Here is a 26,678-nt window from a genome sequence, read left to right on the forward strand (position 1 = left end):
TATGCTTACTTTAATTTCCCCTGCGAAAACATTAGACTTAAGTACAACCGATCTACATTTATCCAGTCAACCTGATTTCCAGAAAGAGACTTTGGAATTGGTTTCCATCATGAAAAAGAAATCAAGTGAAGAGCTTGTTCGTTTGATGGCTATCAGTGATAAACTTGCTGAATTGAATGAGGAGAGATATCGTAATTTTAAAAAGACTTTTGAGCCAAACCATGCAAAGCAAGCCTTATTGGCTTTTAAAGGAGATGTTTACACAAAAATTGATGTAGAGAATTATTCAAAGGAAGATTTTCAATTCGCTCAAGAGCATTTGAGGATCTTATCCGGGCTATATGGTTTGTTGAAGCCCATGGATTTGATTCAGCCTTACCGTTTGGAGATGGGGATAAAGCTAGAAAACAAAAAAGGTAAGAATCTTTATGAGTTTTGGGGTCAAAGAATTGCCAAAGCTATCAATGAGGTAGCAAAGGGAGAACCTATTATTAACCTGGCTTCGCAGGAATATTTCAAAGCTGTGGATACCAAAATATTAAAATCTAAATTGATTTCTCCTGTTTTTAAGGAATACAGGAATGGAAAATATCAGATAATCGGCCTTTTTGCGAAGCAAGCCAGAGGTATGATGACAGATTTTATCATCAAAAACAGGATTAATGATCCAGAGCAGCTAAAAACTTTCAATGAAGGTAAATATGAATTCAAGGAAGAGTTTGATAATGGTGAATGGTTATTTGTGAGGTGATTATTTCATATTGTTATAAATGTTTTTTAATTACAAAATAACGTTTTTTATGTTGTATGATATCATTATTAACTATGGCGAATTTTGATTAAATTCGCCGTGAGAGATATGAAGTTTCTCATATGTTTATGAAACAATTTTTACCATATAAGCTGATTTTGCCGATCTTATTATTTGGATTGGCTTTTTCGCTTGTAAGTATTGGAGCTATTTTTGAAGATAAAAAAAGCGATCATCAAACTTTGAGTGAAACTTTTTCCAATGAGGAATTTGGTATCTTTGGACCTGATGAACTTTGTCTTTACTATGGTAGTATTATAGGTGATTTTTCGGGAGGAGGTCTGGATACGGATGTTTTTGCATGGAAAATCAGGAGAGAAGATGGTACTTTGGTGACGGAGAGGGAAGGAGGTTTTCCTGTTTTTAGCTATACTTTCTCAGAAGTAGGTGATTATTTCATTGAGCTTAGTATCAGGAGAGGTGCTGATCAGGTTTTTTCTGACAAGAGGCCACTTAAGATTAATTTGGGAGCGGATTTGGTGATTGAAGATTCTTATTTGATTTGTGAGAACGGGTCTGTTGAACTGACTTTGATAAATCCTGCTTCCCCCGATATTTCAAATTACTTTATTGAGTGGAAAGATAGTGCTGGAAATATTATCAGCTCCGAGAATACCTTAGTGGTTGACCAGCCAGGTGTTTATACAGTTGATTTTTATACCACAAATGACCAAAATCAGATCATTTGTCCGTATTCAGAAATCACAACAGTTTCATTTCCTCAAGAATACACGGTAAGTGCTTCAGCCTCCCAGGTTTGTTTGGGTTTTAATAATATTTCACTGAACACTAGTGTGCCGATTCCTGGTGATTGGTTTTATCAAAAGGAAGGTTCGCAGGACAGGGTACTTTTGAGAGATAGAAGCAATACATCTTTCAATGTGCTGGATCTTGACGGTCCCGGTGATTATGAGCTTGTTTTTGTTGCAGATAATTCGGGTAATAATTTCTGTAAGCTTGAAGATAGTGTTTCTTTAAGGGTTTTACCTCAAGCTGAAATAGAATTAGAGACCATTACAGATTCGGAAAACTGTAGTCTAGGGAATGGAGAAGTTGTCATCAATCTGTTGTCTGAAGTAGATAGGCTTCAAATTATCAAAGCAGATGAAATAGTGGAAAATATCTTCTCCCTTTCCCCGGGTGATGGCCCACTTGTGTTTTCTGGTTTAAGTTCCGGTGTTTATTCTATCAGATTTACTTTGGGAAACTGTACAAGGTTTTTACCCTTTGTGATAGGTTTGGAAGAAGAACCTGCTGAAATGCAGTTTGAAATTGTGGAGATTATTGATGAAACCTGTACAGATACTGGTATTTTGGATGGGAAAATTACTGTAAACCTTCTCAATGGACCTTTTACAGGAAGATATAGAATACTGAGCGTTAATGGAATCCCATTTACAGAAGAAGAACTTCCTGGATCAAGTGGAGTCCTCAATAATGTCGATGAGTTTGAATTGATTCTTAGGGCTGGGAGATATTATCTCGAATTGATTGATGAAAATAATTGTGTAGTTTCTACCCCTCAGGAGTTCAGAATTTTAAATAAGGACCAGGTATCTTTTACGGTTCCGGTAATATTGACTATCTGTGGAGAATACGAATTTTCACCCCAAACTGATCAAAATATTAGATTTGAGTTGATCTACCCTAATGGTGATGAAGTGACAAAATTCACAGGAGATCCGTTTATTCTTGATCAGGGTGGTGATTATATCATTCGTGGATTTGAAACAGACCCAGATAGGGGATTTTGTCCACGAGAAGCCACATTCAGGGTTAATGTCAACGAAGCTGTCAATTATGAACCGGTTCTGATCAGTGAGGACTGTTTTGGAAATAAAACATATGAAGCAGAAGTCTTCGGAAGAGATTTGAGTAACCTGATTATTACCTGGTATAATGAAGCCGATCAGGTTGTGGGGAATGGAAGATTTTTATTTCCGACCACTTTTGGGGAGTTTAAATTGGATGTACAGGTTAGAAATACAGAACCCTGCCCAAACCCTCCCAAGACCTTTATGGTCAATCAACCAGTGTTTGAAATTGAAGTTGAAATTACTGAAGCTCAATTTTGCTATCAATCCAGATATTCAATATTAAATGTTGAAACTGATTTTGATGGAGCAGATTTCTTTGAATGGATTTTTATAGATAGAAATGGCAATTCGTTTGATTTAACGCAATTTGATGGAGACACAGAAATCCGAATTGAGGAATATGGGTTTTATGAAGTGGTGGTGTACAATGCTATCGGGTGTGAGATTGGAAGGGAACTAAAAGAAGTTGTAGAGCTTATTGATGTGGCTGATTTTGACATTCCTGAAGAATTGGTAGTTTGTGAAAATTATAATTTGAATCTGGATACTTCTCTGGAAATTGAATTTATCGTGACCTTCCCTTCTGGGGAGCAAATGACAGTCCAACGAGGCATCCTACTTTATGTAGACCAAGAGGGAGAATATGTTATTGAATCAAAAGCACTCGATGGAAATGATCCCTTATGCAGACTGATCAAAAGATTGAATGTGACAATTGTTCAGCCTGTTACTTTCGAGCCCGAATTACTTAGTGAAGATTGCGACGGGAATATAGTTTACACAGCCAACGTTTTTGGGGAGGATCCCGAATTGTTGGATTTTTATTGGTATGCTCCTGATGGTAATCTGATCAGTCAAGATCAGTTATTGCAGCCTTCAGTTTTCGGAGAGTTTCAGTTGGATGTCAGAAGAAAAGGAAGCGTGGAATGTCCAGGTTCAATCAAAAGTATTTTGATCGAGGAACCTGTGATTTCATTAGATGTGACACTAGATGCCGAACCAACGACAATCTGCCCTGATCTTGGATTTACCTATATTTTCCTTACTTCAGATTTAGAAAGAGTAGAAGGAACCATTAGGTGGTTTTATACAGATGCTCAGGGAAATCGGTTTGAAAGAGATGAATTTGAAAATAAACCTGATATTGTAATTCAAGAGATTGGGCTTTTTGAAGTTGAGGTTTATAATCAAATAGGGTGCCTTTTGGGGTCAGCGCAGGTTGACATCCAAGTGAGTGTAGATGAATCAAGACCAATTACTGAAGAAGAATATATATTCTGTCTTTCTTTTGGAGAAGCACCTGAAATCAACCCCGGGGAGTTCAGTCTGTATGAGTGGTATCTTAACGATAGGCTTATCCATGAAGGAAGTACATTTAGTCCTACCGATGCAGGTGATTATGCCTTAACTGTTACAAGTTTTGAGGGGTGTAGGTATAGCACCGAATTTACAGTTAGGGAGGTTTGTGAACTTCAATTGGCTTATCCGACAGCCATTGAACCAGGTAATTCCCAGAAGAATTTCCGTATTTACCCCAACTATTTGGTGGACGAATTGAGTGTTTGGATTTATAACAAATGGGGGCAACTTTTATTTTATTGTGCCGATTCAGAATTGTTTGACAAAAAACAATCTTGTGAATGGGATGGGACATTTGGGGGGCAAAATCTTCCAGTGGGCACTTACGCTGTTAAAATCCAATACAAAAACAGAAATGAAGAAGGGTATAAATCTGTTTTTTCGAGTATTACAGTTTTAGACTAAACTTCACAAATCTTATCTGATTTCTGATTTTTTAGGCATTTGGGAATGGATTTTTTGATCCAAATTACAATAAAATGATAATCATAAGATTAAGTTTTTCTCATTTATCTAAAACATTCTGCTGAAATACAAGGAATTACGATCATTTTGATCAACGGCAAAAAAGTAATTCAATATTTTTTTTATATTTTCCGAATGATTTAATTAATCATCCTTAATATTAAGTCAATTCCAACCTTTTAAACCCAATTAATATGAATGAAAACATTAATAAAACAGCACTCTTTAATGCCAGCTGTTTTGCTTTGATTACAACCGCTTTCACCTTTGCCATCAGAGCAGGGATTTTACCCGAGTTAGGTGATCAGTTTGGGCTTTCGGCTGAGCAATTAGGATTTATCAATTCCATGTGGTTTTTGGGATTTCCTATTTCAATGATATTGGGTGGCTTGTTCTATCATAAGATAGGACCTAAACTTATCATGCAAATTGCCTTTGTAGCCCATACTCTTGGAATAGTGTTGACCATCTATGCAGGTGGCTATACAGGGCTGTTGATTTCAACACTTTTTATTGGTTTTGGTAATGGCTGTACAGAAGCAGCCTGTAACCCAATGATTGCAGACATGTATTCCGGAGACAAAATGAACAAAATGCTGAACAGGTTCCACATGTGGTTTCCAGGAGGTATTGTATTGGGTAGTTTGATTTCCAAATTTATGACAGATTTCGGAATGGGATGGCAGATGCAAATGTGGGTATTGATGATCCCTACTCTTATTTATGCTGTTTTGTTCTTTGGGAAAGCATTTCCAAAACCAACCGTGGAAGGAGTTACATCTATATCCAGTAATGTGAAGGCATTGTTTTCTCCAGTCTTCATATTCCTGTTTTTCTGTATGGCTTTGACAGCAATTTCTGAGTTTGGCCCTCAACAGTGGGTGAATGTAGTGATGAGTGAAAGCGGTGCCAGCGGCATGTTGATCTTGGCTTTGACTACTGGTATTATGGCTGTTGGAAGATTCTTTGCAGGTCCTGTGGTGAAGTCCTTAGGTCAAACCGGTGTCTTATTGGGGGGCGCGATTTTTGCGACCTTAGGAATATACATGTTCAGTACTGTAACAGGTCCAATGGCTTATTTAGCAGCAGTAATCTTTGCTGTTGGCGTTTGTTATTTCTGGCCTGTAATGGTTGGAGCTGTAGCACAAAGAGTGCCATTGAGCGGAGCTTTGGGAATGTCGATCATCGGTGGTGTAGGAATGTTTTCCACTGCTATTTTCCAGCCTATTATCGGTAAATGGATTGATGATGCAAGAATGGTTTATGATACGGACCTATTGGCGGGTCAAGCGACTCTTGCTAAAATGGTTGCGTTTCCTGGTATCTTGATCGTCCTGTTCATTATCTTCTTCTTCTGGCAGAAAAATTCAAAATCTCCAGAAGTAATTTCTGCACATTGATAAAAAAAAGCAGCCTTTTCGGGCTGCTTTTTTCTTTCCTTTTATGCAAGTTGTTTTATATCAAGCTAGTTCCGTTTTCTAACGTAACCAGATAGAAATTTGGGCTGATTTTGAATTTTTTTGAAAATGCGGCTGATATTTCTTCCTGAAGAAGTTCTGTATGTCCCCTCTCTACTAGGTTGATCGTACAGCCACCGAATCCCCCACCCATCATTCTACTTCCCAATACATAAGAAAGGGGTTTTGTAAAATCAACCAGAAAATCAAGTTCAGGACAGCTAACTTCATAAAGTGTACTGAGTCCTTCGTGAGAGGCGTACATTTTTTCGCCGAACCCATTTATGTCGTGCAACTCCAAAAGTCTGGAGCTGTCCAAAACACGTTTGTTTTCCTGGATGACATAAAGACAACGGCGATAGACTTTTCCGTTAATTTGGGTTTTAATCTCCTCCAAGAGCGCGATGTCCATGTCTCTTAGAGATTGGATACCAGGATTAGTTTTTTGTGCGGCACTGACACCGGATTGACATTCCTGCCTTCTTTGATTATAAGCAGAGTCAGCTAAAGAATGCTTGACCTGAGTATCAATCAATAATATTTGATGATCAGGTAAGTTTAATGGGAAATAATCAAAATCAAGTGACCTGCAATCAAGTCGGATCACATGGTTCTTTTTTCCCATGACAGATGCAAACTGATCCATGATGCCGCATTGCACACCGGCAAAAAGGTGTTCTGCTTTCTGGGCATAGTGGATCAATGATCTCTTGGGGATGCCAAACTCAAATACAGTGGCCAAGGCAAACCCCACAGCAGCTTCCAATGCTGCAGAAGAAGAAAGTCCTGCTCCTACGGGGATGTCACCACCGAATACCATATCAAAGCCTCTAACCTGGTAGCCGGCCTGCTGTAGTTGTGCAGTGACCCCCATGATATAAGTAGCCCAATGGCCTTTTTTAGGGCCAAAGGAATTAATGTCAAAAGCAAACTCTTCTTTAAAATCCAGGGAATAAATCCTACCTTGATTGGTTTGGTTTTCAGCAATGCCGACTACCATTTTCTTATCTATAGCGGCAGGCATCACAAAGCCTTCATTGTAATCAGTATGTTCCCCAATCAGATTGATCCTTCCAGGTGAATAAACCAATAGAGGATCTTTATCAAAAAAAAACCTAAATACCCGTTTTATTTCACTTACCATTATTCTACAGAAAATTCAAATTGGGTCCTGGATTGAAAAACTTCTCCGGGAAGTAGAAGAATGGAAGGGAAATTGTCATGACTGCAAGAATCAGGGAAATGTTGCGTTTCCAAACAAATGGCGGCTCTTTTTCCATAAGCAACTCCTCCTTTTCCTTTGAAAGATTTATTGAGGTAGTTGCCTGTATAGACCTGCAATCCCGGCTCGGTGGTGGATAAGGTTAATTTCCGGCCACTTTCAGGGTGATAAAGAATCGCGCAATCCTCCGGCTGATTCAGTACAAAGCAGTGATCTATACCTCCAGCCAATTGTAGTTGGGGGTTTTTCTGATGGATTTGTTCTTTGATGAAGGTGGTTTTTCTAAAGTCAAAAGGAGTCCCTGCAACATGAGATAGTTCTCCGATAGGAAGACTTTTTTCATTCATTGGTAAGAAGTGGTCTGCATTGACCGTAAACTCATGGTCTTCAATGTTCTCTGAAAAATCTCCACTTAAATTGAAGTAGGTGTGGTTTGTAGGGTTGATAATTGTTTTTTGATCGGTGATAGCCTTGTAGCTAATTTCCATTCTTCCCTCGGTATCCAAAGTGTATGTGACCCAAACGTCAAGAGTACCTGGGTAGTTTTCTTCACCGTCTACACTTTGGTAAAAGAAGGTTACGCCAACTGAGTTTTCTGTCTCAAAGGGTTCAGCTTTCCAGATTTTTTTGTCCCAGCCTTCCATGCCTCCATGTAGGTGGATGTCTCCTTGGTTTTTAAGGAGATGGAAGGTTTTTCCATCAAGAGTAAACTGGTTATCTGTAATTCTTCCAGCTATTCTTCCTACAGTTGACCCAATATAGCAATAGTTTTCAAGATATTCTTTTTGAACATAGCCATCAAAATCATCAAAACCCAGAACCACATCTTCCATTTTTCCATTTCTGTCAGGAATAAATAAATGCGTCCAAGTTGCCCCGTAATCCATGACTGAAAGCCGGATTTTATTTTCGAGGCTAAAGGTAAAAAGCGTAATATCTTCACCGTTAGGTGTAGTTCCAAAGTGTTTCGACTCTAGCGAGGGTGTCATAATGCAGAAAGTTTTTATTGGGCTGTTTTAATCTTTTTTGTAGAGTTTCTTGGTACCAATGTCGTGAGTAATACAAAAGATTGAGGTTCGTCAGATACTACTTCGTCTAATTGGTCTAAGAGGTGATTGGCAGCAATCTGCCCCATTTCGTACCCAGGTTGTGAGACAGTGGTCAAAGAGGGTTCTACTACAGCAGATGTAGGGTTATTCGTAAAACCGGCCAAGGCAATATCCTCAGGGATTTTGATGCCTTTTTCTTTTAAAACCATCATGACGTCTACCGCTAATGGGTCAATCATGGCGAATATGGCGTCAGGGTGTTCTTTTTCAGCCAACATTTGCAAGGTGATTTCCCTGTTCATGTCAGAAGTCAAGTCGGTAACATACACCAAACTTTCTGATTCGGGTATTCCAAATTCCTTCAATGCTTTAAGGTACCCTTCTTTTCTTTTTTTGCTGATATATAAATCCTCAGGACCTGAAAAATAGGCTACTTTTCGGCATCCTTGTTCTAAAAGATGATGTACGGCTAAATAAGCTCCGTGAGCATCATCAACAGTCACTTTTGAAACAGGGATCTCCTCTGTGACCCTGTCAAACATGATAAAAGGTATCTCTCTATCATATAGCTCTCTGAGATGGTCATAATTTTTTGTTTCACGGCTGAGTGAAATCAAAAGACCATCCACCTGAGAGGAAACCAAGGTCTTGATGTTTGCTTTCTCCTGTTCAAAAGATTCATTGGACTGACATATCATGATATTGTAGCCCCTTTTGTAGGCAGTATCCTGAATCCCGCTGATGTTGCTGGAGAAAAAATGTGAGGTAAGTTCTGGTACGATGACTCCCAGTACTTTGCTTTTGCTGATACGAAGGCTCTGCGCCAAAAGATTGTACTGGTAATTCATGCTTTTAGCCATTTCCACGATCTTTTTTTTCGTCTCGGGATGAAGCTCTGGAGAATCTTTCAATGCTCTGGAAACAGTAGATACAGATACGCCAAGTTTTTTGGCGATCTCTTTCATGGTAACCTGATGGCCTTTTTTCATGATTTAGTGTGGTTTAAAAGGGTAATCCTATTCCTGATAAAGGGTAAACAACACTGTCTGTCCAACGGCTTTTAAAGTCCTTTTATCAATCAATTCCATGTTGTCATCATGGGTGTGATGGTAATGTCCAAAACCAAAATCCGGAGAAAATTCCACAATATTGATCATGGGTATTTTAGCGTCCTTATTGACAAAATAGTGATCATCAATGATTTCTGGAGCATCTCTCGTAATAAAGAAGTCAGAATATCCTAATTCTGAAGCAAAGCTCCATACTTTATTGACAATATTTTTGCCGTATCTCATCGAATGTCCTTCTCTGTAAAATCTGGCTCCCTTGGCGCCTACCAAATCCAATAAAATACCATAATAGGCAGAATATCCTCTTTCGTGAGGGTTTTTAGACCAATGTTGGGAGCCCAGGCACCACCATATTTGGGAATTGTTTCTAATATTCACTTGCTCGGGTTCCCCATCATCCTCACCGTCAAAAAGGATAAAATCTATCCCAATTTCAGGTTTGTTGGCAGCAGTACTGATAATTCTTGCAATTTCCAATAACACCCCCACTCCAGAGCCTCCGTCATTAGCACCGTCTATCGGTTCATTAATTCTTTCAGTGTCTTTGTCAGCCATTCTTCTGGTGTCCCAGTGGGCGGCCAATAATACTCTTTTCTTAGCTGATGGATTAAATGAAGCAATGATGTTGCTGAGATCCCAGGTTTTATTATCATAACTTTTAGCCTGGAAATCTTGGGTCTGAACATCCATACCAAAACTTTCAAACTTCTGGATCAGCCAATCTCTGGTTTTCTTATGCCCTTCAGTATTGGGAACTCTGGGTCCGAACTTAACCTGCTTTTCTATATAGGCATAAGCTGAGTCAGCGGAGAATTCAGGGGTTTTGTTATAAATAATCGGTTCCTGTAACTTGTCATGGGTCTTATCCCCATTACAAGCCCACAAAAGCACCAAAAGGATAATCAAAATACCTGCTCTATTCTTCATACGCCCAGTCAATTTTATCTTTCATGTCCTTTACAACGAAACCCATTGATTTCAGTGCATTTCTGATTTCATCCACTTTATCATAATTTCTGGCTGTTTTTGCTTCGCTGTATAAGTGAAGTAAGACATCTAATAAAGCTTGTTGATTATCAGATTTTTCTTCTTGAAGCCCTAAGATTTTTTCAACAAATACGATAAAAGTTTGAATGATATTACCAAATACTTCTTCACCCAATAGGGCAGGATGCAGTTGCCCTGTATACATAGAATTAATTTTCTTCAACAGGTTGAATAGGTGTCCAATCGCCTGAGCAGTATTGAAATCGTCATCCATTGCACGATAAGCATTGGTGATACTCTGCTCTACCTGCTTGATCTGTTCTCCATCTAATTCTATATTTTCATCTGCAATGAATTGTAGCTTTTTAGCTATTCTGAGTCCATTGATTATTTTTTTATAGCCTTTTTGGGCTGCTTTCAAAGCATCATTCGAGAAATCCAAAGTTGATCGGTAATGTGCCGTCAACATGAAGTAGCGAATGGTCATAGGGCTGTAAGCTTGGTCTAAAAGCTTGTGATCACCGTTGAATAACTCCTGTAGCGTAATAAAGTTGCCCAAGGATTTCCCCATCTTTTGCCCATTGATGGTGATCATGTTGTTGTGCATCCAGTATTTAGCAGGATCTTGGTGGTTGCAGGCATTTCCTTGAGCGATTTCACATTCATGATGGGGAAACATCAAATCCATTCCTCCTCCGTGAATATCAAAATGTTTGCCCAAATATTTCGAAGACATGGCAGTACATTCTAGATGCCAGCCAGGAAACCCAATGCCCCATGGTGATTCCCATTTCATCAAATGTTCCGGCGCAGCATTTTTCCAAAGGGCAAAATCTACAGCATTTCTTTTTTCTCCCTGTCCGTCCAAATCCCTACTGCCACTTATCAATTCATCCAGGATTCTTCCTGAGAGTTTTCCGTATTGCTCACGCTCATTGTATTTGAGCACATCAAAATAGACAGATCCATTAACTTCATAAGCCAAACCTTCATCTAGGATTGCCTGAACCAATGCGATCTGCTCTGGGATATGGCCTGTTGCCCTCGGTTCAATACTTGGTTTGGTTGTGTTGAGCAAATCCATGTCTCTGTGGTAAGTGTCCGTATATTGTTGGGCCACCTCCATCGGCTCCAATTTTTCCAACTTAGCTTTTTTGGCAATTTTATCTTCTCCTTCATCGGCATCACCGGTCAAGTGCCCTACATCGGTAATGTTACGGACATAGCGTACTTTGTAACCCAAATAGCTAAGGTACCGGTAAACTGTATCAAAAGTGACAGCTGGTCTGGCATGGCCTAAATGTGCATCCCCATAGACTGTCGGTCCGCAGACATACATCCCGACAAAGGGAGGATTGATGGGCTCGAAAATCTCTTTCTTACGGGAAAGTGTGTTATAGATTTTAAGTTGGTGTTGCTTCATATTTTAATGGTAGAAAGTACAAAATGCTGGATGTGCAATAGGCTTTCCATACTAGACTGCAAAATAGCGGATTGTATCGGTTAAATAAAAAAAATGAGCTTTATTAAGGCTTTTTTACTCAATCATTCTTTGGCTAATAAAAATATAGAATGGCGCCTGTATGCAAAATTTAAAAAGGGCTGTAGATGCCGAAAGACCAATTGAAGTCATCAACTCTCAAATGGAGCCAATTGGAAACCAAACAAAATTATTTACAAGGTGCTTAATGAAAAAAGCCCTCATCCCGGATAAGATGAGGGCTTTTTATTGATCAATATGCTCTTCGATGGCTTAAGCTAAACCCCGATTGTAGCTTTTAATGTTTGAAATGCCTAACACCTGTCATGACCATGCTCATGCCATGAGCATCACAGTAATCAATTGAATCTTGGTCTTTGATAGAGCCACCAGGCTGAACCACAGCAGTAATACCAGCTTCATGAGCAATCTCCACACAATCCGGGAATGGGAAGAAAGCATCGGAAGCCATTACCGCACCTTTCAAGTCAAAGCCGAAAGCTTTCGCTTTTTCAATTGCCTGCCTCAAAGCATCCACCCTAGAAGTTTGTCCAACGCCTGATGCAAATAATTGATTGCTGTTGCTCAACACGATGGTGTTGGATTTGGTATGCTTGCAGACCTTAGCAGCAAATACCAAAGCATCTTTTTCTTCTTCAGTAGGGGCTACTTTAGTAACCAGTTTGAAGTCTTCTTTGGTCTCAGTTTTTAGGTCTTTATCTTGCTCAATAAAACCATTCAGCAATGTCTTGATCTGCTTGGTGCCCGGGACATCTATTTTTTGCAAGAGGAGAATTCTGTTTTTCTTTCCTTTCAACAGTTCAAGTGCATCTGCATCGAAAGAAGGAGCGATTAACACTTCAAAGAAAAGACTGTTCATTTCCTCTGCAGCAGCCAGATCGACATTTTGATTGGTCACTAATACTCCTCCAAAGGCTGAAGTAGTATCAGCAGCAAAAGCTTTTTGATAAGCTTCCTTCACGGATGAGGCTGTTGCGCATCCACATGCATTGGTATGTTTTAGAATTGCAAATGCAGTTTCGTCCTTAAATTCTGAAATCAAAGCTACAGCTGCATCTATATCCACGAGGTTGTTGTATGAAAGTTCCTTACCGTTCAATTGCTCAAACATTTCATTCAGATCCCCATAAAAATGAGAAGCCTGATGAGGATTTTCTCCATAGCGAAGTTCCTTGGCCCTGTTTTCTGATATTTTAAGGGCAGGGATCTCCTCAGTTTGGTTGAAATAGTTGAAAATATGTGTATCATAATTGGAAGAAACCTGGAATGCCTGAGCAGCAAAGTATCTTCTGTCTTCAAGGCTCGTGCTACCCTCCTGTGATGTTAATCTTTCTTCCAGTTCACCATATTGGGCTTTAGAAGCTACGATTACCACATCTTTGAAGTTTTTCGCGGCAGCTCTGATCAATGAGATGCCTCCAATATCGATTTTTTCGATGATATCTGCTTCAGAAGCCCCGGAAGCCACAGTTTCTTCAAATGGATACAGATCCACAATGACCAGGTCTATGGCAGGAATGTCAAATTCAGAGGCTTGGGATACATCACTTTGATTATCTCTTCTGTGTAGAATACCACCGAAGATTTTTGGATGCAGGGTCTTCACTCTTCCTCCAAAGATGGAAGGATATCCGGTCAATTCTTCCACAGGGATTACTTCTGCACCTTGTTCTTCAATGAATTTTTGGGTGCCTCCTGTGGAGTAAATTTTAACTCCATGTTTTTTCAAAAGAGCAATAATGGGTTCAAGATTGTCCTTATAATAGACAGAAATGAGCGCGGATTGTATTTTTTTGGTAGCCATGATGTTTGAATGCCGCAAAGCTGTTAGATCACAAGGGACTTGCGATGTACTTTGAAGCTATATTTTGATGGAAAATTTTTCAAGTTGCAAAGGTAGGAAAATCAGGTAATTAAAGCAGACTTTCAATCACATTTGGAAAGTATTTGTGCTCCAGTTGATGGACTTTTTGTGCGATGGCCTCAGGGCTGTCTGATGGTTCCACTGTTACAGCCGCTTGAAAGATGATTTTTCCTTCATCATAATGTTCATTGACAAGATGAATCGTAATGCCTGTTTCCGTTTCACCTGAATCTTTGACAGCTTGATGAACTTTCATGCCATACATTCCCTTTCCTCCATATTTAGGCAATAATGCTGGATGAATGTTGACTATTTGGTCTGGATAAGCATGGATCAGATTAGCCGGAATTTTCTGTAAAAACCCGGCAAGGACTACAAAATCCACCTCTAAGTCCTGAAGTTTTTGGGTAAGTTCTCCAGCCTCCATTTGACTTCTGTTAAAAGTAAAAGTAGGTACTTCAAATTTTTTGGCTCTGTCCAATACATAGGCATCTGCCTTGTTAGAACCTATAAGGACTACTTTACCTTTTGAAGAATGTTGGAAATGTTTGATGATTTCCTCAGCATTGCTGCCGCTGCCCGAAGCGAGGATTGCGATTTTTTTCAAGGTGGGATGATTTGATTTGGTGACTCAAAAATAGAGATATACCCTCAACTCTCCAAAAGCTAATGTCAAGATGAGAGTCATGCATTTTATATATGATGATTTCTCTCCGTTCAGCACATTCCCTGTTGATTTGATTAAATAAAAAATTAAATTTCATGTAAACAGAATGTATGGTTGTTATGAAAATCTTATCAGGTAAGTTATTCAACTTGCCCTTCTTCGATATTAATAGCATTTGGCTCATCCTCGTGATTTCAGGGATGATGTTTTCCTGTGGACCAAAGGTGCAGGAGTTGGATTATTTAATCGTTAATGCTTTGGTTTTTAGCGGTGAAAATGAAGGGCCAATTCACACAGATGTGGGGATTAAAGGAGAGGAGATTGTCTTTGTGGGTAATTCAGGACAGAAAAGGCTAAAAGCCGTAAAAGTTTTGGAGGCGAAAGGATTGATTTTGGCTCCTGGATTTATTGATCCGCATACGCATTTGGACAGGGACCTTTCAAGTCCTGAATATCAGTCCAACCTTGCTTCACTGATGCAAGGTGTGACTACTGTTTTTGCAGGAAACGATGGAAACAGTCCTTTGCCTATCGGCAGGAAACTTGAAGAATGGGAGAGAAATGGAATAGGGACGAATGCAGGTCTTTTTGTTGGTCATGGTGCCGTCAGAAGGGTAGTTCTAGGATTAGAAGCCAAACAGCCAACGGCAGAGGATTTAACAGAAATGGAGGTTTTGGTGGCCAAATCTATGGAAGAGGGCGCTTTCGGGCTATCCACAGGGCTTTTCTATGCCCCAGGTAGTTACGCTAAAGAAGAAGAAGTAGTCGCATTGGCCCAAGTGGCTGCTTCTTATGGAGGAATATATGATACCCATATCCGTGATGAAAGCTCTTATTCAATCGGCTTACTGGCATCTATTGAAGAGGCTATAAATATTGGTAGAAAAACGGGTATCGCAGTCCATATTTCACATATCAAAGCCTTGGGGACGGATTTATGGGGAAAAAGTAAAGAAGTTATAGCACTCATAGAATCTGCGCAAAAAGAAGGAATCAATGTTACGGCCAATCAGTATCCTTATCTGGCTTCGAAAACCAGTTTTAGGGCAACGGTTATTCCCAGATGGGCAGAAGATGGAGGTAATGATGCCATGTTGGTAAGGTTTGGGAATTTAGAGATAAGAAACAGATTGATTCAAGAAATAACTGAAAATATCAGGATTAGAGGAGGTGCGGAGGCACTGGTTTTTTCCGAATCGGAAAATCCCATTTATGATGGTATGAGTTTGAGGGAATTTGCAGACATGAGAAAACTTTCTGAAGCGGAGGCAGCTATGGCTATTCTTACTGAAGAACCGAATCTCGGTGTTGTTTCTTACAATATGGTGGAGGAAGATTTGAAGAATTTTATGCTTAAAGACTGGGTGGTGACAGGTTCAGATGGTGGTTCTGGCCATCCAAGAAAATATGGGGCTTTTGCTAGGAAAATCGGTTACTATGCACATCGTGAAAAATGGACCGGTCTGTCGTTTGCCATTCATCAATCCACGGCAAAGACTGCCAGGATTTTAGGATTGGATAGGAGAGGGCTGATCCAAGAAGGGTATTTTGCAGACCTTGTCTTAATTGATTTGGAAAGATATTTGGACAAAGCGACTTTTGAATCCCCTTATGAACTGGCAGAAGGTGTGGAATATGTATTCGTGAATGGAAATTTGGTTATCAATAAAGGAGAATTCAGTAGTGATTTAAAAGGGAAAGCACTTCGGCTAAATCAAACAAAAAAATAGGAGGCTTTCACCCCCTATCATATTCATCAATATTTGATTCTTGGATTCTACGGTATTAAGTAATTATAGATCCTTAAACTGATCCATCAATTCTTCAGAAATACCAGTCGTGGAATAACCGCCGTCATGGAATAAGTTCTGCATGGTAACATATCTGGTTAGGTCAGAGAACATGGTGATGATATAATCAGCACAAGCTTCTGCCGGAGCATTGCCCAAAGGAGACATTTTATCCGCAAAGTTGTAGAAAGCATCAAATCCGCCAATTCCAGTTCCTGCAGTGGTTTTGGTTGGTGATTGGGAAATGGTGTTGACTCTTACTTTTTTCATTTTTCCGAATCTATAACCATATCCTCTAGCAATACTTTCTAGTAAAGCTTTTGCATCCGCCATATCTGTATAGAATGGATATACACGCTGAGCAGCAATATAAGAAAGTCCCATAATAGAGCCCCACTCATTCATGATGTCCATTTTTTCTGCCATGTGCATCATTTTGTGGAAAGAAATGGCAGAAACATCATAGGATTTGTTGACCCAATCATAGTTTAGGTCACCATAAGAGCGGCCTTTTCTGATATTTGGTGACATACCAATAGAGTGGAGTAAAAAGTCAAAATTTCCACCTAGGTATTCTTTTGCTTCAGCATAGAGTTTTTCAATATCTTCCAAAGAAGTAGCATCAGCCGGGATGACAATGGTATTGCATTGTTCTGCCAATTCATTGATAGCACCCATTCTCATGGCAATCGGCGCATTGGTTAATACAAACTTTGCTCCCTGCTCATGTGCTTTGAGTGCAGTTTTCCAAGCGATGGAGTTTTCATCCAATGCACCCGTGATGATGCCTAACTTTCCTTTCAATAAATTCTCTGCCATAGTATCGTAGTTTAGGTTTGTTCTGTTTTGAATCGGTAAAAATAAGGAAAAAATTAAGATATGGGATTTCCTTATCCGTAATTCGGGACCATGTGTTGGGAATTGATCATAAGGAGGTAAGGGTAGGGTAGGGTTCTAGTGATTCAGTAACTCCCTAGCGCTAGTATAAGCACTTTCTGAAGGATTGGCGCCTGCAATCATCTTAGCTATCTCTGTAACCCTTTCTTCGGTATTGAGAAGCTTGATTTTGCTGATGGTTTTTTCTTCAGTGTTATCTTTATATACGAAATAGTGTTGCTTGCCTTTAGCAGCTACCTGTGGTAAATGTGAAATACAGATTACTTGGTGGTTTTTGGCAATATCTTGCATCATTTTGACCAGTTGAAGGGCAATTTCTCCAGAAACACCTGTGTCTATCTCGTCAAAAATAAGGGTAGGGAGAGCCATTTTGTCGGCCATGATGTATTTTACTGCAAATATCAGTCTGGAAAACTCGCCTCCAGAAGCCACTTGCTTGAGTGGCTGTGGGCTAATTCCTTTATTGGCAGAAAATAAAATATCAATTTGGTCCATGCCTGTTTTAGAAGGCAGAATTGCAGCATGGGTGCATTCTACTTTTGCATTTTCCATCCCTAGTTGATGCAGTAATTTCATCAGTTGATCGGAAAATTCTTTGAATACACTGGTTCTTTTTTGGGTTAGAATTTTGCCTTTTTGAAGCATTTCTTTTTCAGCATCTTTTCGGGCAGCATCTAACCTTTCAAGTTCTTCATCCAGATTTTCTACTTGGAATACCTTATCTGCCAATTCTCTTTCTAAATCCATCAAGGATTCCACAGATTCCAAACCATGTTTTTGCTGTAAATGGTAAATCTTACTTAGCCTTTCCCTGATTTCCTCCAATTTTTCAAAATCTACTTCAATATTGCTGTCTTCATCTTCCAGGCTGGCAGCAATATCTTTGATTTCAATCAGTACACTTTGAAAGCGTTCTTTGTAGCCTTCGAATTTATGGGCAAGACGACTTAGCTGCTGAAGATTTTGATTGGCAAGGGCCAAAAGTTTCAAAGAACCAAATTCTTCATCTTGTAGCTGTACTAGGGTCTCCTGAATTTTTGATTTTATCTCCTCTGCATTTTCGAGTATTTCCTGTTCACTTTCAAGTTCAGGTTGTTCCCCTTCCTGAAGCTGTAAGGATGATATTTCTTCCAATTGGAATTTGTTGAAGTCGGCCTCCTTTTTCAGTTCAAGTGCTTCATGCTGAAGTTTAGCATAAGCAGAGTTAGCTTTTTGCCAATTTTTAAAAGCGTCTTCGTATTGGGCCTTTTCGTTTTTTGATTTGGAGAAAGCATCTATCAAGCTCAACTGATATCCTCCTTCACCCAGGGTCAGGTTATCATGCTGGGAGTGGATATCCATAAGGGACTTACCCAGGTCTTTTAATGTTTCCAGCCTTACGGGCGTATCATTGATGAATGCTCTTGATTTGCCATTCGGGCTTATTTCTCTTCTAATGATACACTCTGAATCAAAATCAAGGTCTTCTTCTTGGAAAAAGTGTTCCAATCCGTAATTCTGTATGCTGAAAGTGCCTTCTACGACACATTTTTTTTCAGGATCAAGTAAAGATTTTGTATCTGCTCTATTGCCCAATAACAATCCCACAGCACCAAGCATAATGGACTTTCCTGCACCTGTTTCACCAGTCACCATATTGAGTGATTGGCTGGGCTTCATTTCCAAGTTTTTGATCAGTGCGTAGTTAGAAATATTGAGTGATTTGAGCATTTTATTTTAAAAATTTGACAGCAGCAAATCTAATAAAAAGTGTTTAACCTTTTAGGATATCATTGTACCTTCTGGCGTTATTTGGATCAATTTTCATCAGATAACCAACAGCTTCCTGCCTGACTTCCAATGGTGCTTTTTTGAGGAGTTTACTTACTTCATCACCTTTGGCATCAATAAAGGCTATGGTTAAAATGCCATTTGGCTGCTGTGTATTGGCTTCCGCGACCAACCGGAGTGCTTCCACGATGTTGCTGAAAGCTTCTTCAGGGTTTGTTGTCAGTAAATCCAGTCCTTTTCTATGATACAGGTAAACTGCTTCACGGATAGGTCCATAAACAGAGGAAGTGTATATGTCATTGATCAGCCAATACCTGTTTCTTCTTTCATTAGGGTTCGGCTGCCATCCTGGACGTGGAGATTGCTGGGCATTGTTGACAATGTTGTTTGCAATCTCAAAATATGGGTCTCCTCCTTTCAATGAAAAACTGTCGTAATCAAAACCGATAGCGATGTAAGCATAGTAAGCCAAGAGTGAACTGATGTTGTTGAGGAAAGAAAACCTGTTGAATTCCAATGGTTGGGATTGCAAAAATTCAAATGACCAGTTCCTGTCAATGAAGTTCAGAACCATGCTTTCATAATTGGTTCCATAGACTGGCCGGACTGTCTGGATTTGTACTGTGGCATTGTAGAAACCTACCTGTGGCATGTCACTGATGGTTATCAGTACATTCCCTTTTATCCTTTCTAAAGCCTGAAATTGATCTGATGTCCAGGTACGTCCGTTCAGGAATTGTTCGAAGTTGATTTTCATATCTTCGAAGATTCCCGTCTCCTGAGTTCTTGCCCTGTCCGAATTGATGATGACAGTAAGATTGAGTTCTTGGGCAAAAGCTTGTCCAAGACAACAAGTTAAAAGTAAAACTACTAGCCAGGTCCTCATATCAATTGCAGATCAAGTTAAAGATAACGAAAGTCCTGTAATTAGATTTTGACAGGTAGCTTTTTAATTCCTTCCAAGATCAAGTTTGCAATTTCTTCCTTGGGAAGAACTTCTGATTGGAGAGAAGACCCATCTTCAAAGAACATGCTGACTTTATTGGTGTCCAATTGGAATCCAGCTCCTTTTTCCTTCATGGAGTTGAGTACGATCAGGTCGAAGTTTTTCTTTTCCAGCTTTTGCTTGGCGTGAAAAACCTCATTTTCTGTTTCCAGTGCAAATCCTACATGAATTTGGTCGAATTTCTTTGCTTTGCCCAAGGTATAAGCAATGTCTACGTTTTTCACCAACTCGATGGTCATGCCTTCACCTTCCTTTTTGATCTTTTCGGCAGCGATTTCTTTTGGAGCATAATCAGCTACAGCTGCAGCAAATACGCAGATGTCCATCTGTGAATGGATGTTGGAGGCTGCTTGGTACATTTCACTTGCACTCTTTACCGGGTATATTTTGATGCTGGAATGCTTTGGCTTTTTGGCACCAACCCCTAATATAAGATGAACCTCAGCTCCCCTGGAAGCAAAAGCGTCTGCTATAGCAGCACCCATTTTTCCACTGGAGTGGTTACTGATGAATCTTACAGGGTCAATGGCTTCCTGTGTAGGACCTGAAGTGATCAACACTTTCTTTCCTTTAAAGTCTTTGTTTGCGGAGAAGTGGTCAATGATATGGTCCAGGATATGCTCGGGTTCCATCATTCTTCCCTGACCTGAAAGTCCACTTGCCAGTTCACCGCTTTCGGCATCCAAAATGATGTTGCCGAATGATTGGAGTTTACGGAGGTTTTCTTTGACAGAGGGGTGTTGGTACATGTCCAAATCCATGGCTGGAGCCACCATTACCGGACACCTTGCCGATAGATATGTTGCAGCCATTAAGTTATCGCAGAGGCCATTTGCCAGCTTAGCAAGGCTGTTGGCACTGATAGGAGCGATCAGAAACAAATCTGCCCAAAGGCCAAGGTCTACATGGTTTGTCCATGAACCGGTTTTGGAGTCAAAAAAATCATGGTAAACAGGTTTTTTAGAAAGTGTAGCCAAGGTAAGCGGGGTAATAAAATCAAGAGCAGAAGTACTCATGATAATTTGTACTTCTGCTCCTTCTTTGACTAATAATCTTGTTAAATGTGCAGCTTTGTAAGCAGCAATACTGCCTGTTACACCTAATAAAATCTTTTTACCTTTTAATAGCATTATTCTTCTTCAGTTGTTTCTTCAGGATGACGGTAGTAAAGTTTACCTTCCATAAACTCTTCCATCGCTAATGTACTAGGTTTTGGCATCCTTTCATAAAACTTTGAAATTTCAATTTGCTCTTTGTTCTCAAAAACCTCTTCCAAGTTGTCCACTGTTGAGGCAAATTCTGAAAGTTTATTGTTCAATTCTTCTTTCATAGAAGAAGAGACCTGCTTTGCTCTTTGGCCAATGATGTGGATGGATTCATAAAGGTTTCCAGTTTGTTCGGATACCTTGTCCAAGTCCCTTGTGATGATAGATGGATTGATTGCCATATATTAATTGTTTATGATTTCAGGTAAATTTTCAGTATTGATGTCTTCTTTAGAAGGCATATTGGTATTATCTTGATCTAGTTTGGCTTTTGCCAAAGCTTCCTCATATTCTTTTTTCAATTTGAGATGAGCATTCAGTTCAGCATCTGCTTTTTTGATCAATGGTTCAATGGATGAAAGGTACTTACTTTCAGGGTATTTTACCTTGAATTGATCCGCAAACTTAAAGACATCTTTAAGACGGTCTTCTTTTTTATCGAAAACACTTCTGTCACCGTAAGCAAGGGCAACTTCTACAAGTTTGTAGCCTAATTCCTCATTGTATTTGCTGTCGGGATAGTCCTTGGCAAAGTTTTGAAAATTGATGATACATGCCCTGTAAAAATCCCCTGGATAAAGTCCTTCTGTCAATCTAAGGTATAATAGCGATTCCTGATAAGCTTTTTCCTCAAATCTCTTTTGAAGATCATCTATCATCGTCATTGCCCTTTCATATGAGTCAGATGATGGAAATCTATTGATAAATAATTGAATGGCATTTACCGCATCCCTACTGCTTTTTTGATCCAGATTAAAATCAGGTGCATCCAAATATAAGGAATAGGCATTCATGAACAACGCCTCTTCAGCTAATGGACTTCGGTTGTAGGTTTGGTAGAAAGTATTGAAATAACCTGCTGCCTCAATGTATCTTTTGGTTCTGAAATGGCTATATGCATAATTGAAATCAGCCAATTCTGCCTTCTCGCTACCCCGGATTACAGGAAGAACTTTGTCATACAAGATAATGGCTTTGTTGTATTCTTCTTTACTGTAGTAATCGTTGGCCGCATCATAAAGCTCTTCCCAATTGGTGCTTTTCTCCAACTTGTAGAATTTCCCACATGAAGTGATTGTGAAAAGCAAGAATAGGGATAATATGTAAGTACTGTTAATTTTCATCTTTTTTTGGAGGCGCAAATATAAGGGAATAATCATTGGTATCAAATTAAACCTCTGAGGCTTATTGAGGTTACTTTTTGACAACGAGTTTTTTGGTGACTATATTTTTATTGTCCACGAATAAAGTATAAAAATAAACCCCTGGATTGAGGTCGGCTACATTGATTACCAATGTTTTCTGCATAGGGTCCAATTGGTATTCAGCGACTGGATTGCCAATAAAACTGTTGATGGTGATTTTAGCCACTGCATTTGGGTTTTTGTATTCGTAGTCAATCTGTGCTATTCTGTGGCTTGGATTGGGATATATCCCTCCAAGTGAAATGTCTTTGTGGTTGGTTTCATCTTCAACAGGATTGTAGACTTCATATACTGCCTCTATCAAAAACACATCTCGGATATTTGTTGGGTTTGCGAAATGTAAATCGAAGCTTCCTCTTATTTCAGTGATTCCCAAATCAAACTCAAGGTAAAGATCAGTGTAGATCTCATTTGGCTCAAGGTTTAACTTGATTTTGGAAAGGTCTTTTTTCGGATCAAAGCAACGGTCATCAATACAGACTTTGATATTTTGGGATGAACCAATATTACCCCTTAGAAATTTCAAAGTGTATTCTTTCGCCTGATTGCTTTCGTTTTGAATGATCAGGGACTTTCTTTGGGAAGTACCTATTTTTCCACTGAACTCGATATTCTCTGACAAAACACGCACCTGTGCCGCTACACTAAATGGCAGCAACATCATTATGCATGCGAAAATTGTGAGAATGCTTTTCATGTAGAGTTTTATCAATAAGCTTCCGGTTTCTTTGAAGGATATAATATTACTACGTATAAAAATACCAAATAGGTTTGAGTTTTTTAGCCCTTTCGGGTTAAAATTTGTTAACCTTTGTAAAATTTTTTTTGACGCTTGTCGTTAAAAATCTTCTTTGTTGATTTTCAATTCTCAGCTGTATTTTGTTTGTGGCCAGTTTTGCTTTTTTCGTCCAGTGATTTTTGTATTTCCTCTTCAGAAGGGAAGGGAATGGTGACATCAGGCTTTTCGAAAAAATTTAAAATTTCTTCCCGTATTTTTGGCATTCTCCAGGCATTAATCAGGTTCATATTTGGTTTTTCTTCCTCTCGCCAAATAAATCCCTCTAATAATTTATCTTCTTCTTTGATCAAATGGGGTGGATTAAAAGCTCCCTCCGGCTTAACCAGCCAGTTGATTTTGGTAATTTGTCCTTCTTCAAAAAACATCATGATGTTTGCACACAGCATTTTGTTCATGCCCCGGAGAACGGTGTCTCCCACCACGTCGAAATAAATGGATTCTCCATTACCCTCAACATGAAACCGGTTGATTTTGCCCTCCAAAAAATAGCCGGTCATCCTTCTTCCTTTGATCTGATTGAAATTACCTAGGGTATCCTTGGTGATATTGAACGCTTTTCTGTTCAGAAAAACCCTGTCAATTTCCTCGTTGGCGATTAAAAACTTGACACTATCTGCCGTAATTTGGCTTTTATCATTCCATAAGATAGGATCTTTGTATAAATAGATCGTGGAATCTGAAAAAGTGTAGGCCAATGAATCAGCTGAACCATACAAGTCTGATTTGATCATTTTCACATTGTTGAAACCCAATAAAAATCGCTCTTCATCAAATTCACTGTCCTGTGAAATAAGTGTGTCCGCGATCATATACAGGGTATCTTTCTCGAAATACTTCCTGACCAAGGCATTGCCGTATACAATGCTGTACTTACGGTCTTCCCAGTATTTCCCCTCTTCTCCAAAGACCTCGATCTCTCTTTCTTTATTGAATACGCTGACATCAGTTCTTCCTTCATAGTACTTTTGCAGCTCATCGTAATAGAGGACCTCAGCATAGACTTTACTTGTCTCTGTTTCCACTTCTCCTTCGTAAAATCTAAACCGTTTGTTTTCAGTGTCGTAATAACTTCCCTTAACTGCATTTAGCCTGTCTCCCTCTTTAGAAACGATGTTTGTTTGTCCGACAGTTTCTGCAGTTTTGGGTATGGTCATGTAGATCAGGTAATTGGTCTTCATGGTGTAATCAGGATTCACAAGGACTACATCATCCGTAAAAGTTATTTTTTCAATGCTGGTTTCATACACCGCATTGATACTGGTTAGGACATTTGTAGAATCAACTACTTTACCTTCATTGAAATACCTGGCGACACCTGTGCCGCGGTCATAATCGAGATTATCGGTGTATAATGTTGTGTTCTCATTTTTGAATACCACATTGGTTCTCAGCTTTGCCAATTTGGTGTTTCCGTCATATTCTGCATAACGGCTTGTCGTGACAATTGGGTCATCGATGTCAACAATCCTCACGTTGCCGTATAGTTTGGCCATATTGTCTGCCCTGAAAAAGTGTGCAGAATCACAGTAGATCAATGAAGTCTGATGCTTCATTCTGACATTGTTGATTAATCTCTCAAATCCACCAGCACCTTGTAACAGGTCCGCTTGTTGGATTTCCAAAGTATTGCCCCCTTGGCCAAAAATATCTGTCCAGGCAAAAAAGAAGAAAATTATAAGAAGAGTACTTGGCTTTTTTAACATTTGGATCTTGATCAGCGGCAAAATTAACTAAAAATGATATTTTTGAGTTATGATCAGCCTTTTTATCGAACATATACGTACAAAAAAAATCCTGGATGAAAAATCCAGGTATTTATTAGGTCTAAGCGGCGGGGTTGACAGTGTTTGTCTAGGATATTTTTTAATTGCTGCCGGTATTGATTTTGATGTCGCTCATGTCAATTATGGACTTCGTGGAGAGGAAAGTGATGGAGATGAACATTTTGTCCGATCATTGGCTGACCAATGGGGGAAAAGGCTTTTTGTAAAAAAAGTAAAAGAAAACCTCTACCTAACTGAAGGGCAATCCATACAAATGGCTGCCCGGAATATCCGGTATCATTGGTTTGAGGATTTGTGTGAATCGGAAAATCTTGCCGGTGTGCTTGTTGCCCATAATTTTGAAGATCAGGTAGAAACAGTCCTGCTCAATCTCCTCAGAGGTACAGGAATCGAAGGGGTTTTTGGGATGTCAGAGAAAAGAGGAAAGGTAATCCGTCCGATGTTGCCTTTTAAAAGAGTGGAAATATTGGATTTCATGCAGACTAATCATTACAGATGGAGAGAGGACAGTACAAACAAAAAAACGGATTATAAAAGAAACTTTCTTAGGAATGAGGTTTTTCCAAAGATTTCCGAAAAATTCCCTGAAGGAATGGATATTATGAGTGCGAGTTTCAAAAGGATAAAGGATTCAGGCAAGGCATTTTTTCACCTCTATTCTACCTGGAAGGATCAGTTTGTGAGGCAGGAAGGAGATTTTCAATATCTTTATATCCAAGATTTTAAAAATTTACCAGGAAAGCATTCGCTTATCTACTACTGGTTAAGGGATTATGGCTATAACTTTACTGATGTTGAAGACGTTTTAGAAGCTGTTGAAAAAAAACACTCCGGTAAGGTCTTTTATGCAGGGGATTTTCTACTGAATATAGACAGAGATATGCTGATTCTTGGGAAAGCAGCGTTCAAGTGGGAAAGTTTACAGATAAATCAGTATGATATTCAGGTCAAGTTCAAACATGGGCAATATGATGTTTTGTACGTAGGGAAAGATTTTCCAATGGATAAAAATCCCCAAAATGCGATGCTGGATTTGGAAAAACTTACTTTTCCACTGGAATTGAGGCAATGGGAACAAGGAGATAAGTTTATGCCTTTGGGCATGAAGAATGAGAAAAAGATATCTGACTTATTGATAGATTTAAAAGTACCTTTGATTGAAAAGAAAAAGGTTGCAGTCTTGGTCTCTAATGGTGAAATCGCCTGGGTTATGGGCTATAGGATCAGTGAAAAATTTAAATGTGACGATAATACTTCAAAAATTTTATATCTAAAAAAGACAAATCATGCTTAATCCATTTTCCAGGACTTTTAGTGTGTCAGAGTTGGAGACTTTTCAGTTTTTATCTCAGGTGATGCTGTTCGAAAAATTGAAAAATGTGGAGATGTCCAGGTTTCTTCCCGCACTTCATTTTCGAAAATACAGGAGGGATGAGGTGGTGTTTTTTAGCGGAGATCCCAGTCAGGCTCTTTATATCGTTAAATCGGGGCGGATTCATCTTACCATAGACATCAAAGATAACTTTGAAATCATCAATGAAGTAAACAAAACAGAAGCTTTTGGGGAAAACTCCATGTTGGAAAATACTTTTAGGATTTATACCGCCATAGTTGCTTCAGAAGAGGCGGAGCTTGCAGTTATTCCCCATTTTGCCATGCAGGAAATTTTTGAAAGTCATCCGAGAACAAAAGCTAAAATGATGACTTCCCTTGCTGAATTTTATAACCAAAACAACCGAAGACTGTTTAAGTCTTACAAGAGCTCTTTTGGCTTTTTCAATTTACAGGAAATGTTTGATAGAAACAGGGAAGATTCAAAATAAGTGTTTTCTTGACCATCTATATGATTTAGCAACAACATGGCTATTATTAGCAAGTAAACACCGCGATTGC

General features: G+C 39.2%; 21 protein-coding genes. 6 read left to right on the plus strand and 15 right to left on the minus strand.

Annotated elements, in window-relative coordinates:
- Position 1: 1 nt before the first annotated feature.
- The 3 genes from yaaA to ACFFIP_RS16340 all read left to right on the plus strand — a co-directional run bounded on the left by yaaA (position 2) and on the right by ACFFIP_RS16340 (position 5,852).
- Positions 2–751: a peroxide stress protein YaaA gene (gene yaaA, locus ACFFIP_RS16330; RefSeq protein WP_382388780.1), complete on the plus strand. Its 750-nt coding sequence runs from the start codon at positions 2–4 to the stop codon at positions 749–751.
- Between the two features lie 128 nt (positions 752–879).
- Complete coding sequence (locus tag ACFFIP_RS16335) at positions 880–4,392, plus strand: T9SS type B sorting domain-containing protein (RefSeq protein ID WP_382388781.1); 3,513 nt, start codon at positions 880–882, stop codon at positions 4,390–4,392.
- A 254-nt stretch (positions 4,393–4,646) separates the two neighbouring features.
- Positions 4,647–5,852: an MFS transporter gene (locus tag ACFFIP_RS16340; protein ID WP_382388782.1), complete on the plus strand. Its 1,206-nt coding sequence runs from the start codon at positions 4,647–4,649 to the stop codon at positions 5,850–5,852.
- Between the two features lie 55 nt (positions 5,853–5,907).
- Here ACFFIP_RS16340 and galK read toward each other — a convergent pair whose 3' ends face one another.
- From galK to purN, 7 genes are all read right to left on the minus strand, one after another.
- Positions 5,908–7,053, minus strand: a complete 1,146-nt coding sequence (gene galK, locus ACFFIP_RS16345; RefSeq protein WP_382388783.1) for a galactokinase — start codon at positions 7,051–7,053, stop codon at positions 5,908–5,910.
- Positions 7,053–8,120, minus strand: coding sequence for an aldose epimerase family protein (locus ACFFIP_RS16350; protein ID WP_382388784.1), 1,068 nt, complete (start codon positions 8,118–8,120; stop codon positions 7,053–7,055). Before ACFFIP_RS16350 ends, galK begins: the two co-directional genes overlap by 1 nt.
- Before the next feature lie 14 nt (positions 8,121–8,134).
- Positions 8,135–9,169 (minus strand): LacI family DNA-binding transcriptional regulator, encoded by a 1,035-nt coding sequence (locus ACFFIP_RS16355; protein ID WP_382388785.1) that lies wholly within the window; start codon positions 9,167–9,169, stop codon positions 8,135–8,137.
- Positions 9,170–9,196: 27 nt separating this feature from the next.
- Positions 9,197–10,177: a M28 family peptidase gene (locus tag ACFFIP_RS16360; protein ID WP_382388786.1), complete on the minus strand. Its 981-nt coding sequence runs from the start codon at positions 10,175–10,177 to the stop codon at positions 9,197–9,199.
- On the minus strand, positions 10,167–11,660 hold the full coding sequence (gene cysS, locus ACFFIP_RS16365) for a cysteine--tRNA ligase (protein ID WP_382388787.1): 1,494 nt from the start codon (positions 11,658–11,660) through the stop codon (positions 10,167–10,169). Before cysS ends, ACFFIP_RS16360 begins: the two co-directional genes overlap by 11 nt.
- Before the next feature lie 355 nt (positions 11,661–12,015).
- Positions 12,016–13,542 carry a bifunctional phosphoribosylaminoimidazolecarboxamide formyltransferase/IMP cyclohydrolase gene (gene purH, locus ACFFIP_RS16370; protein WP_382388788.1) on the minus strand — a complete coding sequence of 509 codons (1,527 nt, stop codon included), beginning with the start codon at positions 13,540–13,542 and terminating at the stop codon, positions 12,016–12,018.
- A 109-nt stretch (positions 13,543–13,651) separates the two neighbouring features.
- On the minus strand, positions 13,652–14,209 hold the full coding sequence (gene purN / locus ACFFIP_RS16375; protein WP_382388789.1) for a phosphoribosylglycinamide formyltransferase: 558 nt from the start codon (positions 14,207–14,209) through the stop codon (positions 13,652–13,654).
- A 179-nt stretch (positions 14,210–14,388) separates the two neighbouring features.
- On the opposite strand from purN, the gene ACFFIP_RS16380 reads away from it, so the two are divergent.
- Positions 14,389–15,999, plus strand: coding sequence for an N-acyl-D-amino-acid deacylase family protein (locus ACFFIP_RS16380; protein ID WP_382388790.1), 1,611 nt, complete (start codon positions 14,389–14,391; stop codon positions 15,997–15,999).
- Positions 16,000–16,062: 63 nt separating this feature from the next.
- On the opposite strand, the gene ACFFIP_RS16385 is transcribed toward ACFFIP_RS16380, so the two are convergent.
- The 8 genes from ACFFIP_RS16385 to ACFFIP_RS16420 all read right to left on the minus strand — a co-directional run bounded on the left by ACFFIP_RS16385 (position 16,063) and on the right by ACFFIP_RS16420 (position 24,704).
- Positions 16,063–16,878, minus strand: a complete 816-nt coding sequence (locus ACFFIP_RS16385) for an enoyl-ACP reductase FabI (protein ID WP_382388792.1) — start codon at positions 16,876–16,878, stop codon at positions 16,063–16,065.
- 135 nt (positions 16,879–17,013) lie between these two features.
- Positions 17,014–18,666, minus strand: a complete 1,653-nt coding sequence (recN, locus tag ACFFIP_RS16390) for a DNA repair protein RecN (RefSeq protein WP_382388793.1) — start codon at positions 18,664–18,666, stop codon at positions 17,014–17,016.
- A 43-nt stretch (positions 18,667–18,709) separates the two neighbouring features.
- Positions 18,710–19,612, minus strand: coding sequence for a type IX secretion system protein PorD (gene porD / locus ACFFIP_RS16395; RefSeq protein WP_382388795.1), 903 nt, complete (start codon positions 19,610–19,612; stop codon positions 18,710–18,712).
- Positions 19,613–19,653: 41 nt separating this feature from the next.
- On the minus strand, positions 19,654–20,862 hold the full coding sequence (gene coaBC / locus ACFFIP_RS16400; protein ID WP_382388796.1) for a bifunctional phosphopantothenoylcysteine decarboxylase/phosphopantothenate--cysteine ligase CoaBC: 1,209 nt from the start codon (positions 20,860–20,862) through the stop codon (positions 19,654–19,656).
- A complete protein-coding gene (locus ACFFIP_RS16405) occupies positions 20,862–21,179 on the minus strand; it encodes a DNA-directed RNA polymerase subunit omega (RefSeq protein ID WP_382388797.1) in 318 nt (105 codons plus the stop codon). Before ACFFIP_RS16405 ends, coaBC begins: the two co-directional genes overlap by 1 nt.
- Before the next feature lie 3 nt (positions 21,180–21,182).
- Entirely contained in the window at positions 21,183–22,121 is a 939-nt protein-coding gene (locus ACFFIP_RS16410) for an outer membrane protein assembly factor BamD (protein ID WP_382388798.1), read from the minus strand.
- Positions 22,122–22,191: 70 nt separating this feature from the next.
- On the minus strand, positions 22,192–22,899 hold the full coding sequence (locus ACFFIP_RS16415; protein ID WP_382388799.1) for a T9SS type A sorting domain-containing protein: 708 nt from the start codon (positions 22,897–22,899) through the stop codon (positions 22,192–22,194).
- A 164-nt stretch (positions 22,900–23,063) separates the two neighbouring features.
- Positions 23,064–24,704, minus strand: a complete 1,641-nt coding sequence (locus ACFFIP_RS16420) for an OstA-like protein (protein ID WP_382388800.1) — start codon at positions 24,702–24,704, stop codon at positions 23,064–23,066.
- Between the two features lie 49 nt (positions 24,705–24,753).
- Here ACFFIP_RS16420 and tilS point away from each other — a divergent pair, with 49 nt between their 5' ends.
- Both tilS and ACFFIP_RS16430 read left to right on the plus strand, forming a co-directional pair.
- Positions 24,754–26,079 (plus strand): tRNA lysidine(34) synthetase TilS, encoded by a 1,326-nt coding sequence (gene tilS / locus ACFFIP_RS16425; protein WP_382388801.1) that lies wholly within the window; start codon positions 24,754–24,756, stop codon positions 26,077–26,079.
- Positions 26,072–26,608 (plus strand): Crp/Fnr family transcriptional regulator, encoded by a 537-nt coding sequence (locus ACFFIP_RS16430; protein WP_382388802.1) that lies wholly within the window; start codon positions 26,072–26,074, stop codon positions 26,606–26,608. Before tilS ends, ACFFIP_RS16430 begins: the two co-directional genes overlap by 8 nt.
- The last annotated feature ends 70 nt before the right edge of the window (positions 26,609–26,678 follow it).

This window comes from Fontibacter flavus (assembly GCF_042432905.1).
GTDB classification, from domain to species: Bacteria; Bacteroidota; Bacteroidia; order Cytophagales; family Cyclobacteriaceae; genus Fontibacter; species Fontibacter flavus.

Coding starts and splice junctions, on each gene's coding strand:
- yaaA (WP_382388780.1), top strand. CDS start 2: ATGCTTACTTTAATTTCCCCTGCGAAAACATTAGACTTAAGTACAACC.
- ACFFIP_RS16335 (WP_382388781.1), top strand. CDS start 880: ATGAAACAATTTTTACCATATAAGCTGATTTTGCCGATCTTATTATTT.
- ACFFIP_RS16340 (WP_382388782.1), top strand. CDS start 4,647: ATGAATGAAAACATTAATAAAACAGCACTCTTTAATGCCAGCTGTTTT.
- galK (WP_382388783.1), bottom strand. CDS start 7,053: ATGGTAAGTGAAATAAAACGGGTATTTAGGTTTTTTTTTGATAAAGAT.
- ACFFIP_RS16350 (WP_382388784.1), bottom strand. CDS start 8,120: ATGACACCCTCGCTAGAGTCGAAACACTTTGGAACTACACCTAACGGT.
- ACFFIP_RS16355 (WP_382388785.1), bottom strand. CDS start 9,169: ATGAAAAAAGGCCATCAGGTTACCATGAAAGAGATCGCCAAAAAACTT.
- ACFFIP_RS16360 (WP_382388786.1), bottom strand. CDS start 10,177: ATGAAGAATAGAGCAGGTATTTTGATTATCCTTTTGGTGCTTTTGTGG.
- cysS (WP_382388787.1), bottom strand. CDS start 11,660: ATGAAGCAACACCAACTTAAAATCTATAACACACTTTCCCGTAAGAAA.
- purH (WP_382388788.1), bottom strand. CDS start 13,542: ATGGCTACCAAAAAAATACAATCCGCGCTCATTTCTGTCTATTATAAG.
- ACFFIP_RS16380 (WP_382388790.1), top strand. CDS start 14,389: ATGAAAATCTTATCAGGTAAGTTATTCAACTTGCCCTTCTTCGATATT.
- ACFFIP_RS16385 (WP_382388792.1), bottom strand. CDS start 16,878: ATGGCAGAGAATTTATTGAAAGGAAAGTTAGGCATCATCACGGGTGCA.
- recN (WP_382388793.1), bottom strand. CDS start 18,666: ATGCTCAAATCACTCAATATTTCTAACTACGCACTGATCAAAAACTTG.
- porD (WP_382388795.1), bottom strand. CDS start 19,612: ATGAGGACCTGGCTAGTAGTTTTACTTTTAACTTGTTGTCTTGGACAA.
- coaBC (WP_382388796.1), bottom strand. CDS start 20,862: ATGCTATTAAAAGGTAAAAAGATTTTATTAGGTGTAACAGGCAGTATT.
- ACFFIP_RS16405 (WP_382388797.1), bottom strand. CDS start 21,179: ATGGCAATCAATCCATCTATCATCACAAGGGACTTGGACAAGGTATCC.
- ACFFIP_RS16410 (WP_382388798.1), bottom strand. CDS start 22,121: ATGAAAATTAACAGTACTTACATATTATCCCTATTCTTGCTTTTCACA.
- ACFFIP_RS16415 (WP_382388799.1), bottom strand. CDS start 22,899: ATGAAAAGCATTCTCACAATTTTCGCATGCATAATGATGTTGCTGCCA.
- ACFFIP_RS16420 (WP_382388800.1), bottom strand. CDS start 24,704: ATGTTAAAAAAGCCAAGTACTCTTCTTATAATTTTCTTCTTTTTTGCC.
- tilS (WP_382388801.1), top strand. CDS start 24,754: ATGATCAGCCTTTTTATCGAACATATACGTACAAAAAAAATCCTGGAT.
- ACFFIP_RS16430 (WP_382388802.1), top strand. CDS start 26,072: ATGCTTAATCCATTTTCCAGGACTTTTAGTGTGTCAGAGTTGGAGACT.